The organism is Serratia sp. EC4 (genome assembly GCF_059652115.1).
Genome location: NZ_JBNIDE010000002.1, coordinates 87,740 through 104,200, shown reverse-complemented (window position 1 = coordinate 104,200; position 16,461 = coordinate 87,740). Strand labels below are relative to the sequence as shown.

13 protein-coding genes are annotated in these 16,461 nt (G+C 62.5%); 4 read left to right on the top strand and 9 right to left on the bottom strand.

Annotated elements, in window-relative coordinates:
• Window positions 1-214: 214 nt before the first annotated feature.
• The 3 genes from sbcD (at window position 215) to licT (ending at window position 5,775) form a co-directional block, all read left to right on the top strand.
• Window positions 215-1,447 carry an exonuclease subunit SbcD gene (sbcD, locus tag ACP39K_RS07130; RefSeq protein ID WP_048796796.1) on the top strand — a complete coding sequence of 411 codons (1,233 nt, stop codon included), beginning with the start codon at window positions 215-217 and terminating at the stop codon, window positions 1,445-1,447.
• Complete coding sequence (gene sbcC, locus ACP39K_RS07125; protein ID WP_497008396.1) at window positions 1,444-4,695, top strand: exonuclease subunit SbcC; 3,252 nt, start codon at window positions 1,444-1,446, stop codon at window positions 4,693-4,695. Before sbcD ends, sbcC begins: the two co-directional genes overlap by 4 nt.
• Before the next feature lie 231 nt (window positions 4,696-4,926).
• Window positions 4,927-5,775, top strand: a complete 849-nt coding sequence (licT, locus tag ACP39K_RS07120) for a BglG family transcription antiterminator LicT (protein ID WP_033641162.1) — start codon at window positions 4,927-4,929, stop codon at window positions 5,773-5,775.
• Here the strand turns inward: licT and ACP39K_RS07115 are convergent.
• The 3 genes from ACP39K_RS07115 to mak form a co-directional block, all read right to left on the bottom strand.
• Entirely contained in the window at window positions 5,772-6,158 is a 387-nt protein-coding gene (locus ACP39K_RS07115) for a type II toxin-antitoxin system VapC family toxin (RefSeq protein ID WP_033641163.1), read from the bottom strand. The genes licT and ACP39K_RS07115 overlap by 4 nt on opposite strands.
• On the bottom strand, window positions 6,155-6,388 hold the full coding sequence (locus ACP39K_RS07110) for a type II toxin-antitoxin system Phd/YefM family antitoxin (protein WP_033641164.1): 234 nt from the start codon (window positions 6,386-6,388) through the stop codon (window positions 6,155-6,157). The genes ACP39K_RS07115 and ACP39K_RS07110 overlap by 4 nt, the downstream gene beginning before the upstream one ends.
• A 102-nt stretch (window positions 6,389-6,490) precedes the next feature.
• Window positions 6,491-7,405 carry a fructokinase gene (mak, locus tag ACP39K_RS07105; protein ID WP_048796822.1) on the bottom strand — a complete coding sequence of 305 codons (915 nt, stop codon included), beginning with the start codon at window positions 7,403-7,405 and terminating at the stop codon, window positions 6,491-6,493.
• 217 nt (window positions 7,406-7,622) lie between these two features.
• Between mak and rdgC the strand changes: the two genes are divergently transcribed.
• A complete protein-coding gene (gene rdgC, locus ACP39K_RS07100; RefSeq protein WP_004940461.1) occupies window positions 7,623-8,534 on the top strand; it encodes a recombination-associated protein RdgC in 912 nt (303 codons plus the stop codon).
• Between the two features lie 65 nt (window positions 8,535-8,599).
• Here rdgC and ppnP read toward each other — a convergent pair whose 3' ends face one another.
• The 6 genes from ppnP to ACP39K_RS07070 form a co-directional block, all read right to left on the bottom strand.
• A complete protein-coding gene (gene ppnP, locus ACP39K_RS07095) occupies window positions 8,600-8,890 on the bottom strand; it encodes a pyrimidine/purine nucleoside phosphorylase (protein WP_004940463.1) in 291 nt (96 codons plus the stop codon).
• A 151-nt stretch (window positions 8,891-9,041) separates the two neighbouring features.
• Window positions 9,042-9,833, bottom strand: coding sequence for an energy transducer TonB (locus ACP39K_RS07090; RefSeq protein ID WP_089184293.1), 792 nt, complete (start codon window positions 9,831-9,833; stop codon window positions 9,042-9,044).
• 2 nt (window positions 9,834-9,835) lie between these two features.
• Window positions 9,836-11,167, bottom strand: coding sequence for an HlyD family type I secretion periplasmic adaptor subunit (locus ACP39K_RS07085; RefSeq protein ID WP_033641167.1), 1,332 nt, complete (start codon window positions 11,165-11,167; stop codon window positions 9,836-9,838).
• The gene (locus tag ACP39K_RS07080; RefSeq protein ID WP_497008395.1) at window positions 11,164-12,948 is read right to left on the bottom strand and encodes a type I secretion system permease/ATPase; all 1,785 of its coding nucleotides are present in this window, start codon (window positions 12,946-12,948) and stop codon (window positions 11,164-11,166) included. The genes ACP39K_RS07085 and ACP39K_RS07080 overlap by 4 nt, the downstream gene beginning before the upstream one ends.
• A gap of 72 nt (window positions 12,949-13,020) precedes the next feature.
• Window positions 13,021-13,587 carry a hemophore HasA gene (locus ACP39K_RS07075; RefSeq protein WP_016928898.1) on the bottom strand — a complete coding sequence of 189 codons (567 nt, stop codon included), beginning with the start codon at window positions 13,585-13,587 and terminating at the stop codon, window positions 13,021-13,023.
• Between the two features lie 78 nt (window positions 13,588-13,665).
• The gene (locus ACP39K_RS07070; RefSeq protein ID WP_497008394.1) at window positions 13,666-16,365 is read right to left on the bottom strand and encodes a TonB-dependent receptor; all 2,700 of its coding nucleotides are present in this window, start codon (window positions 16,363-16,365) and stop codon (window positions 13,666-13,668) included.
• Between the last annotated feature and the right edge of the window lie 96 nt (window positions 16,366-16,461).

Below are 16,461 nucleotides of genomic sequence, written 5' to 3'. Positions count from 1 at the left end.
GTCAATCCTGCCAATGTGTTAGCGACTTTTCGGGCGCCATTATGCGTCAGTTTTGTGACACTTTTATGAAAAAAACCGGCTGTTATAGGCAGTAAGCATAGCGATTATTTCCCGCAGTAAAGAAAAATCATCCGGTTGTCATCATCATTGCGCCGGGACAGCCGCCGCCGCGGCCTTTATAATCATCGCCATTATCTTCACATCCGGGAGTGTCATGCGCCTGATCCACACCTCTGACTGGCACCTTGGCCAGTACTTTTTCACCAAAAGCCGCGCCGCCGAGCACCAGGCTTTTCTGAACTGGCTGATCGAACAGATCGAACAGCAGCAGGTGGATGCGCTGATCGTCGCCGGGGATCTGTTCGATACCGGCTCGCCGCCCAGCTATGCCCGCGAGCTGTACAACCGCTTCGTGGTGGAACTGCAGCGCACCGGCTGCCAGTTGGTGGTGCTGGGCGGCAACCACGATTCGGTCGCAACGCTGAACGAATCGCGTGAACTGCTCTCCTGCCTGAACACCACGGTGATCGCCAGCGCGCAGGGCGCCCCGGAACAGCAGATCGTGGTGCTTAACCAACGCGACGGCCAGCCGGGCGCGGTGCTGTGCGCCATCCCGTTCCTGCGGCCGCGCGACCTGCTCACCAGCCGCGCCGGCGAATCCGGCGCGCAGAAACAGCAGGCGCTGCAGGAAGCCATCGCCGAACATTACCAAGCGCTGTATCAGGCGGCCTGCGAGCGCCGCGACCAGCTGGGCCTACCGCTGCCGATCGTCGCCACCGGCCACCTGACCACCGTCGGCGTCACCACCTCCGACTCGGTGCGCGACATCTATATCGGCACCCTCGACGCCTTCCCGGCGCAGGCCTTCCCGCCCGCCGACTATATCGCGCTCGGCCACATTCACCGCGCGCAGAACGTCGCCAAATCGGAGCATATTCGCTATAGCGGCTCACCGATCCCGCTCAGTTTCGATGAGCTGGGCAAAGCCAAAAGCGTCTTCCTGGTCGATTTCGCCGACGGCGCTTTGCAGCGGGTAGACGCGTTAACGATCCCGCAGTTTCAGCCCATGCAACTGATCAAAGGCGATCTGGCCGAGATCGAACGGCAGCTGCGGCAATTTGCCGACTATGCCGGCGAGCTGCCGGTGTGGCTGGATATCGAAGTGGCGACGCAGGACTACCTCAGCGACATCCAGCGCCGCATCCAGCTGATGGCGGATGAGCTGCCGGTGGAAGTGGTGCTGCTGCGGCGCAGTAAAGAGCAGCGCCGCCAGGCGATCGCGCAGCAGGATAAAGAAACGCTGAACGAGCTGAGCGTCAACGAGGTGTTCGAACGGCGTCTGACACAGGAGGCCGACATGCCCGAAGCGCGCCAACGGCGGATGCACCAACTGTTCCGCCAGGTGGTCGAGGCGGTGCAGCAGAACGCCGAGGAGAACAACCCATGAAGATCCTCAGCCTGCGGTTAAAAAACCTCAACTCGCTGCAGGGCGAATGGAAAATTGACTTCACCGCCGAGCCGTTCGCCAGCAACGGCCTGTTCGCCATTACCGGCCCGACCGGCGCGGGCAAAACCACCCTGCTGGACGCCATCTGCCTGGCGCTGTACCACCAAACGCCGCGCCTCAACGTCACGCCGAGCCAGAATGAACTGATGACCCGCCACACCGCCGAATCGCTGGCGGAGGTCGAATTCGAGGTCAAGGGCGTCGGCTATCGCGCCTTCTGGAGCCAGCGCCGCGCCAAAAACGCGCCGGACGGCAATCTGCAGGCGCCGAAGGTCGAACTGGCGCGCCGCGAGGACGGCAAGATCCTGGCGGACAAGGTGCGCGACAAGCTGGAGCTTACCGCCGCCATCACCGGGCTGGACTTTGGCCGCTTCACCAAATCGATGATGCTGTCTCAGGGGCAGTTCGCCGCGTTCCTCAACGCCGACGCCAACGATCGCGCCGAACTGCTGGAAGAGCTGACCGGCACCGAAATCTACGGGCGGTTGTCCGAACAGGTGTTCGAGTCGCACAAGCAGGCCAAAACCGACCTGGATGCGTTGCATCAACGCGCCAGCGGCATCGAACTGCTGAACGACGAGCAGCGCCAGTCTCTGACCGAACAGCTGACGGCGCTGAGCGCGCAGGAAATCGCCCTCGGCGAGCAAACCCAGCGGCAGCAACAGGCGCTGAGCTGGCTGCAGCAATGGCAACGCCTCCGGCAACAGCAAAGCGAGGGGCAATTGCGGCTGGACACCGCCCAGCGCGAGCAGGCGGAGGCCGCCCCGCAGCTGCAGCGGCTGGCGCGCAGCGAGCCGGCCGAGAAATTGCGGCCGCTGCGCGGCGAACGCGACCGTTGCCGCGCCGAACTGCAGACGATACAACAGCAGGCAGCCCAGCTGACGCAACAACAGGAACAGCACTCGGCGCAGCTGGCGCCGCTGCAGCAGGCGGTGGAAAAAAACCGTCTGGCGCAGCAAGCCCATGCCGAGCATATGCGGCAACAGCAACAGTTGATCGATGACCAGGTGGCCCCGCTCGACCATCAAATAGCCCAACTGCAGTCGACACAGGCCGAGCGGCGACAGGCCGGCGATGCCGCCGCGCAGCAATGCGCCCAGCAGCAGACCGCGCTGGAGCAGCTCACCACTCAGCGCAGCCAGCTGACGACGCAGGCCGCACAGTTTCAGCAGCAGTTGAATGCGCTGACCGAAGCGCTGGCCGCTCAACAGCAACAGCAACAGGCGCTGGAGGCGCAAACGCCGCTGGCCCCGCTGCGCCAGCGCCTGAGCGCCCTGGCGGATCTGCGCCCAACGCGCCAGCAGCTGTTTACTCTATCTTCTTTGTCGCAGCAAATCGTTAAACGGCTGGAACAGCAGCGGCAAGAGCTAAACATCGGTCAACATGAACTGACCCAGTTGGAGCCACAGCTAGAACTCATCCGTCAGCAATTTAAGCAGCAGAAAGCCCACCAGGCCGATGTTGAAAAAACCTATGCGCTGGAACAACGGATCGTGGGTCTGGAGGCCGAGCGCGCCCGTTTGCAACCCGGCGCCCCCTGCCCGCTGTGCGGCTCATGCGAGCACCCGGCGGTAGAACAATACCAAGAGGTAAAACTGTCAGAAACCGCGCAACGTCTGGAGCAAATGAAAGCCCAGACCGAAGCATTGCAAAAACAAGGCGTCGAGCTGCGAGCCCGTTACGACAACCTGCAACAGCAATTGCAGCGTCAGCAGCAAACCATCGCGCAGGATGAACAACAGCTGGCCGGCCAACAGCAACAGTGGCAGCAGCTCAGCGCGCCGTTGGCGTTCGACTTTACGCTGGCGGATGGCGAGCAACTCAGCGCCTGGCTGAACGGCTGCGACGACGAAGAACGGCGCGGGCAACACGCGCTGCAACAGCATGAACAGGCGGCGCAGGCGGTACAGCAGGCGAAGGATGCGCTCATCGCTCTGCAAACGCAGCAGCAGCAGACGCAGCAACAGCTGGCGTTGCTCGAAGAACGCTTTACGCTGCTGCAGAAAGCCCACGCCGACAGCCAGCAACAGCAGCAAGAGCTGCATCAACGCTGGCAAGAAGGCGAGAAGACCCTTGCCGAACGACGCGCGCAGCGGCTGGCGCTGTTCGGCGAACAGCAGGTCGCCGAGGTGCGCGAACAGCTGCGCGCCAAACAAACCGCCTGCGAACAGGCCAGCGTTCAGGCCGCCGAGCAGTGGCAAAAGGCGCAGGAACTGCGCGAACGCCTGGCCGGCCAGCAGGCCGGGCTGCAACATCAACACACTCAGATGCAGGAGCGGCTGCAGCAGGCGCAGCAGCAGTGGCAGCAGGCGCTGGCCGACAGCGAATTCGCCGATGAAACCGCCTTCACCGCCGCGCTGCTGGACGATGTCCTGCGCCGCGAATTGCAACAGCGCAAAGAACAGCTGCAACAGCGGCAGGTGGAGGCCGCCGCCCTGCTGACGCAGGCGACGCAAACGCTGGAGCAGCACCGGCAAAACCGCCCTGAAGGGGTGGATGAAGCCAACGCGGATCTCGATGCGCTCACCCAATCGCTGGCCGAACTGGCACAGCAGTTGAAGGCGCTGCAGCTGCGCCAGGGCGAACTGCGCAACCAGCTGGAAAGCGACGCCGAACGCCGTCTCAATCAACAGGCGCTGTTCGAGCAGATCGCCCGCAGCCAGCAAGACTACGACGACTGGAGCTGCCTCAACCAGCTGATCGGCTCAAAAGAGGGCGACAAATTCCGCCGCTTCGCTCAGGGGCTGACGCTCGATCATCTGGTGTATCTGGCCAACCTTCAACTCGGCCGGCTGCACGGGCGCTACCTGCTGCAGCGCAAGACCAGCGACGCGCTGGAGCTGCAGGTGGTGGACACCTGGCAGGCCGACGCGCTGCGCGATACCCGCACCCTGTCCGGCGGCGAGAGCTTCCTGGTCAGCCTGGCGCTGGCGCTGGCGTTGTCCGATTTGGTCAGCCACAAAACCAGCATCGACTCGCTGTTCCTCGACGAAGGTTTCGGCACGCTGGATGCCGAAACCCTCGATACCGCGCTGGACGCGCTGGACAGTCTGAACGCCTCCGGCAAAACCATTGGCGTGATCAGTCACGTCGAGGCGATGAAAGAGCGTATTCCGGTGCAGATCAAAGTGAAAAAGGTCAACGGGCTCGGCGTCAGCCGGTTGGAGGCGCACTTCAGGCTGGAATGATCCCGCCGCGCGCGGCGCAGAAGTGTGACCGCGGCGGCACTCCGCAGTGAAAAGCGTTGAGCCGCGGCAAGCACGGGTTATTATGCAGGCATAACAGGATTGTTACTGTATCCCCTTCGCCGCTCAGGCCGCAGGACAGAAACATAAAATACAGGCAAAACCTGACGCCCGGGATCGCTTCCGGGCGTCAGGTTTTTTCGTTTTCAGGATGCTGAAACACCGGGAAAAACCATGAAAATCGCTAAAATACTCAATAATAACGTGGTGATTACGCTGGACGACCGTCAGGAAGAGACGGTGGTAATGGGAAAAGGAATCGGCTTTAAAAAGAAGCCCGGCGATACGCTGGACGAAAGCCTGATCGAAAAGGTGTTCACCCATAACGGCGGTGAAATCGCCGAGCGCTATAAAGAGCTGCTCGCAGAGATCCCATTGGCCTGCGTCACCACCGCCGACAGGATCATCACCCTCGCCCGCGAACGCCTGCCGGGCAAGTTGCATAACATCGTCTACATCACGCTGACCGATCACATCCACTTCGCCCTGCAGCGCCATGCGCAAGGGCTGGATATCAAAAATGCGCTGCTGTGGGAGATTAAAAAGCTCTACCCGGCCGAGTTCGCCGTTGGGCTGGAGGCGCTGGCCCTGATCGCCCAGCGGCTGGATACCGCGCTGCCGGAAGACGAAGCCGGATTTATCGCCCTGCACCTGGTCAACGCTCAGCTTAACGACGAGATGCATAACACGCTGCACATCACCCGCGTGATGCAAGAGATCCTCAACCTGGTCAAATACCATTTCCGCTTTGATTACAACGAGGAATCCCTGAGCTACCACCGCTTCGTCACCCATTTGAAGTTCTTCGCCCAGCGCCTGCTGGGGAAAAACTACGTCGACAGCGACGACGACTCGCTGTATCAGGTGGTGAAAGAGAAATACCGCGAGTCTTTCGCCTGCGCCGGCAAGATCAACCGCCACATCGAAAAGCACTATCAGCATCAGCTCACCACGGAAGAGATGATGTTTCTGACCATTCATATCGAACGGGTGCGCAGCGAAAGCGAGGAAAAGCCGGCTTAACGGCGGGCGTCCGCCACCCGCACGCCGTACTGCGGAAACACCGCGTCGGCGGAGATCAGCGTCAGCCCCTCGGCCTGCGCCTGTGCGATCAGCATGCGATCGAAAGGATCCTGATGATAGGGCGGCAGCTGCCCGGCCTGTTGGCAGTGAAAGGCGTCCATCGGCAACGACAGAAAATCCTCGGCCTCGATGATCGCAAAGATGTCTTCCGGCAGCGCCAGTTTGCCCTGCGTCTGCTTGATCGAGATCTCCCAAATGCTGGCCGCGCTGACGTACACCGCATTGCCCGGATCGGCGATCTGCCTTTTGGCGTTCGCGCCCAGGCAGGCGTCATCAATCAACCACCACAGCAACGCGTGGGTATCCAGCAACAGGCGCTTCATTCATCGCCCTCAAACAACGCCGCAATGGCCGCATCCCCCGCGTTGAAATCCGCCGGCACGGTGAACTTGCCCTTGGCGGCGCCAGGGCGGCGCGCTCCCCCCTTGATGGCGACCAGCTGTACGTACGGCTTCCCTGCTTTTGCAATAATCACGGTTTCTCCCTCCGCGGCTCTGTCCGCCAACTGACTCAGATTGGATTTGGCTTCGTGCATATTGGCCTGAATCGGCATACGCGTCCTCCTTAGCTAAGTTAGCTAAAGCATAAAGCGCCGTCCAGTTTTTGTACAGTGAAGGGTTTAAAGCGCGAGCAGCCTCGCGCTTTGTTGCAACGCTTAGCGCTGCTGTTGCGGCCACAGCCAGGCCGCGCCGCGCACGCCGCTGGAGTCGCCGTGAACCGCCTTGCGGATCGGCGTTTCACACTCGCCGCCGAACACCCAGTCTTTCACTCGCTGCGGCACCGTGCGGTACAGGCGATCCACGTTGCTCATGCCGCCGCCGAGCACCACCACGTCCGGATCCAGCATGTTGATCACGTGCGCCAGCGATTTCGCCAATCGCATTTCGTAACGTACGATCGCCTGCTCCGCCAGCGCATCGCCCCGCTCGCTCAGCGCCATGATCTCATGCCCTTGCAGCGCGTTGCCGCTCAGGCGCGCATAGTCGGTGGCGAAACCGGTGCCGGAAATAAAGGTTTCGATGCAGCCCGGTTTGCCGCAGTAGCACGGCACTTCGCGGGCGTAACGCAGCTCATCGTCATCCTGCCACGGCAGCGGGTTGTGGCCCCATTCGCCGGCAATGCCGTTGCCGCCGGAATGCGCCTGGCCGTTCAGCGCCACGCCGGCGCCGCAGCCGGTGCCGATGATGACCGCAAACACGGTTTTCGCGCCGGCGCCGGCGCCATCGGTGGCTTCCGACACCGCCAGGCAGTTGGCGTCGTTGGCGATGCGCACCTCGCGCGCCAGCAGCGCCGACAGATCCTTATCCAGCGGCTGGCCGTTGAGCCACACCGAGTTGGCGTTCTTCACCCGCCCGGTAAACGGCGACAGCGTGCCGGGAATGCCGATCCCGACCGATCCTCGTTCGCCGGTATGATCCTCCGCCAGTTTCACCAGTCCGGCGATCGCCGCCAGGGTTTGCCGGTAGTCATGGCGCGGCGTGGCGATGCGATGGCGAAACAGCTCCCGCCCGTCATTCGCCAACGCGATCACTTCAATTTTTGTTCCACCCAAGTCGATGCCAATGCGCACGTATTTTTTCTCCTCGATGCCACGCAGCGTTGTCACAGCCTAATGTAAGCGCGCGAATGAATCACCTGTTTCCCATTCTCCGTCCCGTCCTTCCCCGGTGCGCAAAGCGACGCAATTCGGAGAGAATGGGGCGATTTTTCAGCGTCAATTCGTTATCATGCCGCCCTGCTTTTGACGAATCAGCGTGCCGAACGCACGCCCAGCCAGGGATAACATTATGCTGTGGTTTAAGAATTTGATGGTTTACCGTTTGAGCCGCGAAGTGGCGTTAAACGCGGATGAAATGGAAAAACAACTCAGCGCGTTCGCCTTTACGCCGTGCGGCAGCCAGGACATGGCGAAGACCGGCTGGGTCTCCCCGATGGGCTCGCACAGCGATGCGCTGACGCACGCGGTCAACGGCCAGATCGTCATCTGCGCGCGCAAGGAAGAGAAAATCCTGCCGTCGCCGGTGATCAAGCAAGAGCTGCAGGCCAAGATTGAGCGCCTGGAGGCGGAGCAACACCGCAAACTGAAGAAAACCGAGAAGGACGCGCTGAAAGATGAAGTGCTGCACAGCCTGCTGCCGCGCGCGTTCAGCCGCTTCAACCAGACCTTCATGTGGATCGACACCGTCAACGATCTGATCATGGTCGACGCCGCCAGCGCCAAACGCGCCGAAGACACGCTGGCGCTGCTGCGCAAAAGCCTCGGCTCGCTGCCGGTAGTGCCGCTGACCATGGAAAGCCCGATCGAACTGACGCTGACCGAATGGGTGCGTTCCGGCGAGATGCCGGCCGGCTTCGCCATTCAGGATGAAGCGGAACTGAAAGCGATTCTGGAAGAAGGCGGCGTGATCCGCTGCAAGAAGCAGAATCTGATCAGCGACGAAATCGCGGTGCACATCGAAGCCGGCAAGCTGGTGACCAAGCTGGCGGTGGACTGGCAGGAGCGCATCCAGCTGATGCTGTCGGACGACGGCTCGCTCAAGCGCCTGAAGTTCGCCGACACGCTGCGCGAGCAGAACGACGATATCGATCGCGATGACTTCGCCCAGCGCTTTGACGCCGACTTTATCCTGATGACCAGCGAGCTGGCGGCGTTGATCAAAAACACCATCGAAGCGCTCGGCGGCGAAGCCCAGCGTTAATCCCGCCTCAGAAACGACCAGGGCCCAGCCTTCGCTGAGCCCTGCGTTCCCCTAACGAGCAACGTTTATTTGCTCAGGTAGCGGCACAGATAGGCGGTGGCGTCGGCCACCTGCAGGTTGAACTCGCTGTGCCCCGGCACGAAGAACTTCTCGCCCGGCGTAAACACCTGCCAGTCCGGCGCCCCCGGCAGCAGCACTTTCAGCGCCCCGGTGATCACCGTCATTTCTTCCGGCTGCGCGGTGGAGAAGGTGTATTCGCCCTCTTCCATCACGCCCACGCTGGTAAGACCGATGCTGCTACTGTCAAAACCGATAGACTTCACTTTTCCGGCAAAATACTCATTCACTTTCAGCATAGACTGGCACCCGCGTAATCATCTTGATGGAAAATCCATATTGGGGGATTGCGGTTGATCTGTCACTGGTTTTTCGCGCGAAATGCGATCGCGGCGCAGAGGCAAAGGTTTCCGTGCGCCACGCTCAGGCCATCGCCATGAAACAACCGCGTCAAAAACCCGCGCCGCGCAAACTGAAATCGATCGGCAACGTCAATTCCACCGTGCCGTTGACGTAGGCGTCCGCCGGCGGCGTGGGCAGCGGCGACGCGCGTTTGACCAGCGCCTGGATTTCACGATCCAGCGACGGCAGCCCGGCGCTGCTGACCAGCGTCACCGCCAGCACGTGGCCCTGTCTGTCCAACGTGAAACGCACCTGCCCGACGCCCTGGCGCTTCAGCCGCAGTGCGTCTTTGGGGTAACGCTTAAAGCGATTCAGGCGGCCGCTGATGCGACTGCGCCAGTTGTCCTCTCCCGCCTGAGCATAGGGTGTCAGGCGGGTTTGCGGCGCGGCCGTTTTATCCGCGCGGCCCGGCGGCGGCGCGCCGACGCTTTGCTCCTGAACCTTCGGCGGCGCGATGATTCTCTCCTGCGGCGGCGTGCGGGGCAGGTTGTTTTTCTTCACCGGCTTAGGTGGTTTTTTCTGTTTCGGCGGCACGGCGATGTTCGGCTGCGCGGCGTCAGGCGCTTTCACCAGCGGCAACGGCTCCGGCGGCGCCGACGGTTCAGCTTGAGGCGGCGGCGTCCTTTGTCCCGGCGGCTGTTTCGCCTCGGCCGGGGCCTGCGGCGCGGCGGCCATCAGCACCATCACCGCCGGCGGCGGCACCCACGGCGGCTCGGCCTTGTCTCTCCTGGGCCAAAGCAGCGCGGCAACCAGCAGATGCAGCGCCAGCACCAACACCAGACAACGGCGCCAGGGCATGGCGGCGCCGGGCGCGGCGAAAGGCAGCGGCGAAACCGACATGCTCACTCTTCCGTCAGCGCCAAATGGAGGCGATCGGTCAGCGGTTTGAACAGATAGTTCATCATCGAACGCTCGCCGGTGCGGATGAATCCTTCAACCGGCATCCCCGGGCGGATCTCCAACCCGTTCAAACGTTGCAATCCTTCTTCGCTGACCTTGGCGCGCACGCTGTAATAAGGCGCACCGCTTTTCTCGTCGGTCAGGCGATCGGCCCCGACCAACGTCACTTCACCCTCGACGCGCGGCGTGGTGCTTTGGTTGAACGCCGAGAACAACAGTTCGACCGGCAGCCCCACCTGCACCTTGTCGATCAGTTCGACCGGGATGCGCGCCTCCACCTGCAGCCCCCGATCGCTGGGCACGATCTCCATCAGTTGCTGACCGGCGCCGATCACGCCGCCTTCGGTGAACACGCTCAACCCCACCACGGTGCCCGCCACCGGCGCTTTCACCTGCGTATGCCCCAGATCGGCCTCCGCCTTGGCCAAGCGGTTATCCAGCTCGTCCAGCTTCATCCGTACCTCGGCCAATTGGCTACTGACCTCTTTCTGATACTCCTCCCGCCGCTGGATCGCCCGCAGTTTCAGCTCCAGGATTTGGCGGCCCAGGCGGCCGATATTCCCGGTATCCTCGGACGCCTGGCCGTCGATCTGCGCATGCTGCCCTTCCAGATCCAACAGCCGATTGCGCGCCACATACCCCTGCGCCGCCAGCTTGCGCATGCCGCTCAGTTGCTCCTGCAACATGGCCTTTTGCCGTTGCTTGCTGGCGTAAGATTGCCGAACCCCTTCCAACATCGCCTGCGATCCGGCGATGCTCTCCGCGATCGCCGCCAGCTCGCTCTGCAGCGCCGCACGGCGGCTGGTGAACAGCTGTTGTTGCAGCAGCATCAGCGACATCACCTCCGGCTCTTCTCGCCGCGCTTGCAGCAATGGCGGGAAAGCGATCGCCTGCAGACCGTCGCGCTCGGCCTGCAGCCGCGCCTGCTGCGCGGCGTTGCTCAACTGCTGGCTGCGCAGCGCATCGCGCTGGGTGCGGCTGTCGACGGTATCCATCAGTAACAGCACCTGCCCGGCGCGGACCCGGTCACCCTCATGCACCTGAATCTGCGACACCACGCCGCCGCTCGGGTGCTGCACCGCCTTGCGGTTGCCGGCCACCACCACGCTGCCGGAAACCGGTACGCCCTTATCCAACGGCGCCAACAGCCCCCACAGCAGGAAGCCGCCAAATCCCAGCAGCACCAGCCAGCCGCCGAGCCGCAGATGGCGCCCTTCGTCAAACTGCCGGGAAAGGGTGTCGATATCGCCGGGGATCACACTCTGATTGCTCATACTTTTCGTTCACCGCTGGCCGTTTTGGCGAAATTGGCGTAATTGACGTTGAAGCCGCCGTTGCTGCGCCCGGTATTGGCCGGAGCGGCGGCAGCGGCGGGCGCAAAACCAGGCAGTTTTTTCAGGATGGCGTCGCTGGGGCCGAAGTGCTGCACCTGGCCGGCGGTCAGCACCAGTAATTTGTCGGTGGTCGCCAGGATCGCCGGTTTGTGGGTCACCAACACGATAGTGGTGCCGCGCGCCTTCAGCGCTTCGATCGCCCGCTGCAGCGCCTCTTCCCCTTCGCGATCGAGGTTGGCATTCGGTTCGTCCAACACCACCAGCGCCGGAGATCCATACAGCGCGCGCGCCAGCGCCACCCGTTGACGTTGGCCTCCGGACAGGCCGCTGCCGCCTTCACCCAGCTCGGTCTCATAGCCTTTCGGTAAATGCAGGATCAGCTGATGCACGCCGGCCAGCGCCGCCGCAACCACCACCTTCTCGGCGTCGACCAGGCCAAAGCGGGCGATGTTGTCCGTCAGGGTGCCGGCGAACAGCTGGATATCCTGCGGCAAGTAGCCGATATGCGGCCCGAGTTGTTGCTTGTCCCACTGTTGAATGTCTGCACCGTCCAGCCGCACGTCGCCGCTGATCGGCGTCAGCGCGCCGACCAGTTGGCGCATCAGCAACGTTTTGCCGGAGCCGGATGCGCCAATCACGCCCAGCACCTCGCCGGCTTCCAGACGAAAACTGACGCCGTGCAACACCGGCGCCGTACCGCCGGGCGCACTGGCGGTCAACTGGCTCACGGTCAATGCGCCACCGGGCGCCGGCAGCGGCAGACTCGGTATTCGTGGCGGGTTAGCGGCCAGCATCACCTCCAGACGCTGCAGGGACTGGCGCGCCGATGACCACTGCTTCCAGGCGCCGATCAGCTGATCGATCGGCCCCAGCACCCTGCCGATCAGGATCGATCCGGCGATCATCATGCCCGGCGTAATGTCACCGCTGACCGCCAACAGCGCGCCGCAGCCCAACATCAGCGACTGCAGCGCCAGCCGCACGGTTTTCGACCAGGCGGTGACGGCGGCGATTTTCTCGCTGGCGCGGTTCTGCAACAGCAGGAACTGCTGATGCTGCCGCAGCCAACGCAGGCGCAAGTCGGTCAGCATCCCCATGGCGGCGATGGCTTCGGCGTTGCGCAGATTGCCGTTGGCCTGCTGTGTAGCGCTCAGCGCGACCCTGCCGGCCTCCGCCAGAGGCGCTTGCGACACCCGCTGATTGAGCCTGGCCAGCAGCACCAGCACGATCACTCCGGCGCTGGCCAACGCGCCAAGCCAGGGGTGGAGCAGAAAAACCACCAGCAGATAAACCGGGAACCAGGGGGCATCGAAAAAGGCGAACAGCGCATTGCCGGTGGCGAACTGGCGCAGGTTGGTCAGATCGTTCAGCGCCTGCCCCGCCAGCGGGTTGCCGGTTTTCAGATTGGTTTCGAAGGCGGCGTCGTAGACTCGCTGATTGAGGCGCATATCCATCTGGGCGCCGAGGCGGATCACCACCTGGCTGCGCACCCACTCCAGCAGCCCCATAAACAGGTAAAGGCCGACCACCATCAGGGTCAGCATCGCCAGCGTCATGCGGTTGCCCGACGGCAACACGCGATCGTAGACCTGCAGCATGTACAGCGCCGGTGCCAGCATCAGCAAGTTGATCACCGCGGTAAACAGCGCGATGCCCCAAAATCCGCGCCGGTATGCGGCCAACACGCTCATCACTTCTCCGCGCCTGACGGCGTTTTTCATGGCGTTTTCCATCGGCTAAAAACGAGAAAACGCCCGCCGGGGCGCACGGCGCCGGCGGGCAAACGGCCGCGATCAGGCCGCCAGCAGTTCCGGGCTGTCGGCGTGCTGCACGCCCACCGCCGTCGCCGCCGCCACCTGATCGAAGGTGGAGTTGACGCTCAGGCCGTAGTCGTCGAGGATGCCGTTCAGCGCGGTCTCCAGCGCGCCGGTATCGCCGGACATCAGGCCGTACACCACCTGGTGCACCACGCCATCATGACCCTGCGCCTGCAGGCTGCTGAGGTTCAGGCCGCCGAAGCTGACGTCAGGCACCTGGATGCTGTACGGCGATGTATCGCCACCGCTCAAACCGTCGCCGAAGGACAGGGAATCCAGTTGGCCGTACAAGGTATGCGCCGGTTCGTTGAACAGCGTGTAGGTCAGGTTGCCGCCCGCCACGAAGGCGGTCACCTGGTTTGCCGTGCTACTGATGGCATACTGACTACCGGACAGGCTGCCGCCATAGAAGCCGCCGCTGTTGGCGTCGGTGACATTGCCGTTGGTGTGATTGACATCACCGAATGTCGAAGCCCACTGGCCCAGATAGTCATGAATGCTGTAACCGCCGAAGCTGCTGTCATAATTGACTGAAAATGCCATTTCTCTATCTCCATTGATGAACGGCGCCCCTTGCGAGGCGGCCCTTGTGCTCAAGGATGAGCAACGCCCTTTTACTGCTTAAAAACGGTATTCCACCCCGCCCTGCACGGTGCGGCCGCGCCCTAGGGTATTAGCCAACGTCTCGCCGTAGCTGACGACATAAGCGCGGTTGGTCAGGTTCTCCACCGAGCCGCGCAGCGTCAGGCTGTCAGTCAGCTTGTAGCTGGCGTACAGATCGAACAGGGTGTACTTCGGCCAGTCGGCCAGGTACGGGTAGTTGGACGGTACCGAGCTGTCCTGATAACCCGGCGCAAAGCGTACGGTCACCCCGGCGTCCAGCTTGCGATCGAAGGCACGCCCGCCCAGCGTCACCGAACCGCGATCGCCCGGCAGGTAGGCGGCGGAGCCGAACTGCGTCCCCCCATCACACGTGACGAAGTCATTGGACGCGGCATCAGGCTCAACATAGAAGTTCCCGCGGCGCGAGCCGTCGCCGTAGCGCAGACGCCCTCCCAACCAGGCCTTGTTCGAGCAGAACTCGTTTTTGCCGATCATGTGGGTGTAGGTCAGGTCGGCGTAGAACACCCCGGCGTCATAGTTGAGCTGGTACTCCAGCCCGCGGAAGCGGGTTTTCGACAGATTGTTGACGTAAGCGGCATTGCCGATGCTCGGCTGCACCAGCCCCGGTTTATTGCGGTCTATCGCCAGGTTGATGTAGTTATCCACTTTGGTGTCGAAGTAGGCCACCTTGGCCACCAACCGATCGCCCTCAAACCACAGATCCGGCTGCTGCACGTTGAACCCGACTTCCCAGGCGCGCGAACGCTCGGGCTGCAAGAACGGATTGGGGTATTGCGTGGAAGAACTGTGCGCGCTGCCGTTGGTCAGCGTTTCAGTGATCGCCGGCGGCCGCCAGGATTTGCCGTAGGTGGTATACAGCTCCAGCCACTCCACGCCGGGGCGCACCGCCACCGCCAGCGTCGGCGACAGCTTGCCCTGATCGCGATCCACGTCCCAATCTTCGCGGGTGGTGGTTGAACAGCCGGTCAGACGCAACGCTTTGCAAGGATTGTCAATCGTGTAGCGTTGCCCATCCTTGGCCAAATCCGGATAGCTCAGGCCGGTCTGGCCGCGCAGGCGATAGCGGTCGTAACGCAGCCCGCCTTCCAACGTCAGCCAGCCGTCGTAGTCGTAGGTCAGATTGGCGAACAGGCTGGCTACCGAACGGTTGCCGGCCGGCGTCACCCCTTCCATGCCTTGGCGGGAAGAGTCGCTGGTCGCTTTGTCGTAATAGAACTCCAGCCCGTAATTGGCGCGGAAGTCATGCCCCGGCGCCAGGCTGAAGCGCGAGGTGTTTTGCGCCTGTGCGCCATAGGTACGCAGGCGGGTGCGCGTCGCGTAGCCGTTGTCCAGCAGCGAACTGGTGCTGTAGGTGTCGCTGTCATCCTGAGTATCGACGTAATACAGCTTGGCCTGAAAATCGAGCCAGTCGACGTCTTCCGGCGCCAGGCTGTAGTCGAACGCCGCGTTGCGCGCCATCACATCGGTGTAGCCGGTGCGTTTCCAGCCCAGTTCATAGGGCGGGCGAGTGCCCAGGTTAGTCAAGGTGCCGGCGATCGGCGATGCGGTCTGGGTCTGCAGATAACTCAGCTGCAGGCGCTGGTTGGCGGGCAGATTCCAGCCCACCTTGGCCAGCCGCGAGTGCATGCGGTAATGGGTGTCGGGGATTTTGTTGTTCTTGATGCTCTCGGCGTAGCGATCGTAATTGCCGGTGTCGTTATTGATGCGAATGTTGCCGATGTCGCCCTTGTTGCCGGGCCAATAGTCGCCGAGGTGGCGTTCGCTGGCGGCCAGCAGGATATCGCCGGTTTCGTTGCCCAATGCCAGTATGCCGCTGCCGATGAAGTGAGTGCCGTTATCGCCGGTGCTGGCGTGCAGCTTGCCGCCCAGCTCTTTGCCCGGCGCCAGGAAATCGCTCGCGCTGACGGTATTGAAGGTGGCGATGCCGCCGAGCGTGCCGGCGCTGCCCATGCCGCCGGTGGTGCCCTTGTCGATGGTCACGCCGGACAGCAGTTCGGAATCGATGTACATGGTGCCATTACGTTGGCCATGGCCGCTCTTTTGAAAATTCTGCCGCATGCCGTCGATATTCATGTTCACCCGGCCATAGTCTTGTATGCCGCGGATGTTGACCGACAGCGCAGGATCTTGCTGGCTGACGCTGGAATAGGCTCCCGTAGTCTGCTCCAGAATATCGGCCGCGTGTCGCGCCGGGCGGTTGTCCATTTGTTCGCGGCTGATGACGCTGACCGAGCGCGGTTCGTCGTAAACCCAATCGTTGGCGTTGATGCCGCCGGCGCCCAGCACCGTCAGGCTGTCCAACGCCAGCGCACCACCGTCGCCGTTCGCCGTCGGCAGCCGGCTCAATACGATTTGCCCCTGCGGCTGCAGGCGGAAAGCCACCGGATTGCCGCCGATCAAGCGCCGCAGGCCCTGTTCAACGCTCATGCTGCCGTTCAGCGCCGCCGCCTGCATGCCGTCGAGTTTCACCTCGTCAAAAAACACCTGCATGCCGGCCTGCTCGGCGAAGCGCAACATGGCGCTCTGCAGCGGCTGCGCCGCAATGTTGAAATTCTTTTGCTGTGCGGCCTGCGCGCCGTTCGCCTCAGCCTGGACGGCGAGCGCCACAGCCGGCTGAGTCAACATCATCGCCGCCAGCGCGGCGCGTACCGCCGTGGCCAATCGGCCGGCCGGCGTGGTTCCCTTGTGAATAAGCATGCGTGTGTGTTCCACCCGAAAGAATGCCAAACTAAGTGATAATGGAAATCAATCTCGTTTAAACATAAGGACGTTCCGGGAGGCAAAAACCCGTAA

What these genes read in the sequence shown, in the direction of transcription:
- sbcD (WP_048796796.1), top strand. Translation starts at nt 215, where the DNA reads ATGCGCCTGATCCACACCTCTGACTGGCACCTTGGCCAGTACTTTTTC.
- sbcC (WP_497008396.1), top strand. Translation starts at nt 1,444, where the DNA reads ATGAAGATCCTCAGCCTGCGGTTAAAAAACCTCAACTCGCTGCAGGGC.
- licT (WP_033641162.1), top strand. Translation starts at nt 4,927, where the DNA reads ATGAAAATCGCTAAAATACTCAATAATAACGTGGTGATTACGCTGGAC.
- ACP39K_RS07115 (WP_033641163.1), bottom strand. Translation starts at nt 6,158, where the DNA reads ATGAAGCGCCTGTTGCTGGATACCCACGCGTTGCTGTGGTGGTTGATT.
- ACP39K_RS07110 (WP_033641164.1), bottom strand. Translation starts at nt 6,388, where the DNA reads ATGCCGATTCAGGCCAATATGCACGAAGCCAAATCCAATCTGAGTCAG.
- rdgC (WP_004940461.1), top strand. Translation starts at nt 7,623, where the DNA reads ATGCTGTGGTTTAAGAATTTGATGGTTTACCGTTTGAGCCGCGAAGTG.
- ppnP (WP_004940463.1), bottom strand. Translation starts at nt 8,890, where the DNA reads ATGCTGAAAGTGAATGAGTATTTTGCCGGAAAAGTGAAGTCTATCGGT.
- ACP39K_RS07090 (WP_089184293.1), bottom strand. Translation starts at nt 9,833, where the DNA reads ATGTCGGTTTCGCCGCTGCCTTTCGCCGCGCCCGGCGCCGCCATGCCC.
- ACP39K_RS07085 (WP_033641167.1), bottom strand. Translation starts at nt 11,167, where the DNA reads ATGAGCAATCAGAGTGTGATCCCCGGCGATATCGACACCCTTTCCCGG.
- ACP39K_RS07080 (WP_497008395.1), bottom strand. Translation starts at nt 12,948, where the DNA reads ATGAAAAACGCCGTCAGGCGCGGAGAAGTGATGAGCGTGTTGGCCGCA.
- ACP39K_RS07075 (WP_016928898.1), bottom strand. Translation starts at nt 13,587, where the DNA reads ATGGCATTTTCAGTCAATTATGACAGCAGCTTCGGCGGTTACAGCATT.
- ACP39K_RS07070 (WP_497008394.1), bottom strand. Translation starts at nt 16,365, where the DNA reads ATGCTTATTCACAAGGGAACCACGCCGGCCGGCCGATTGGCCACGGCG.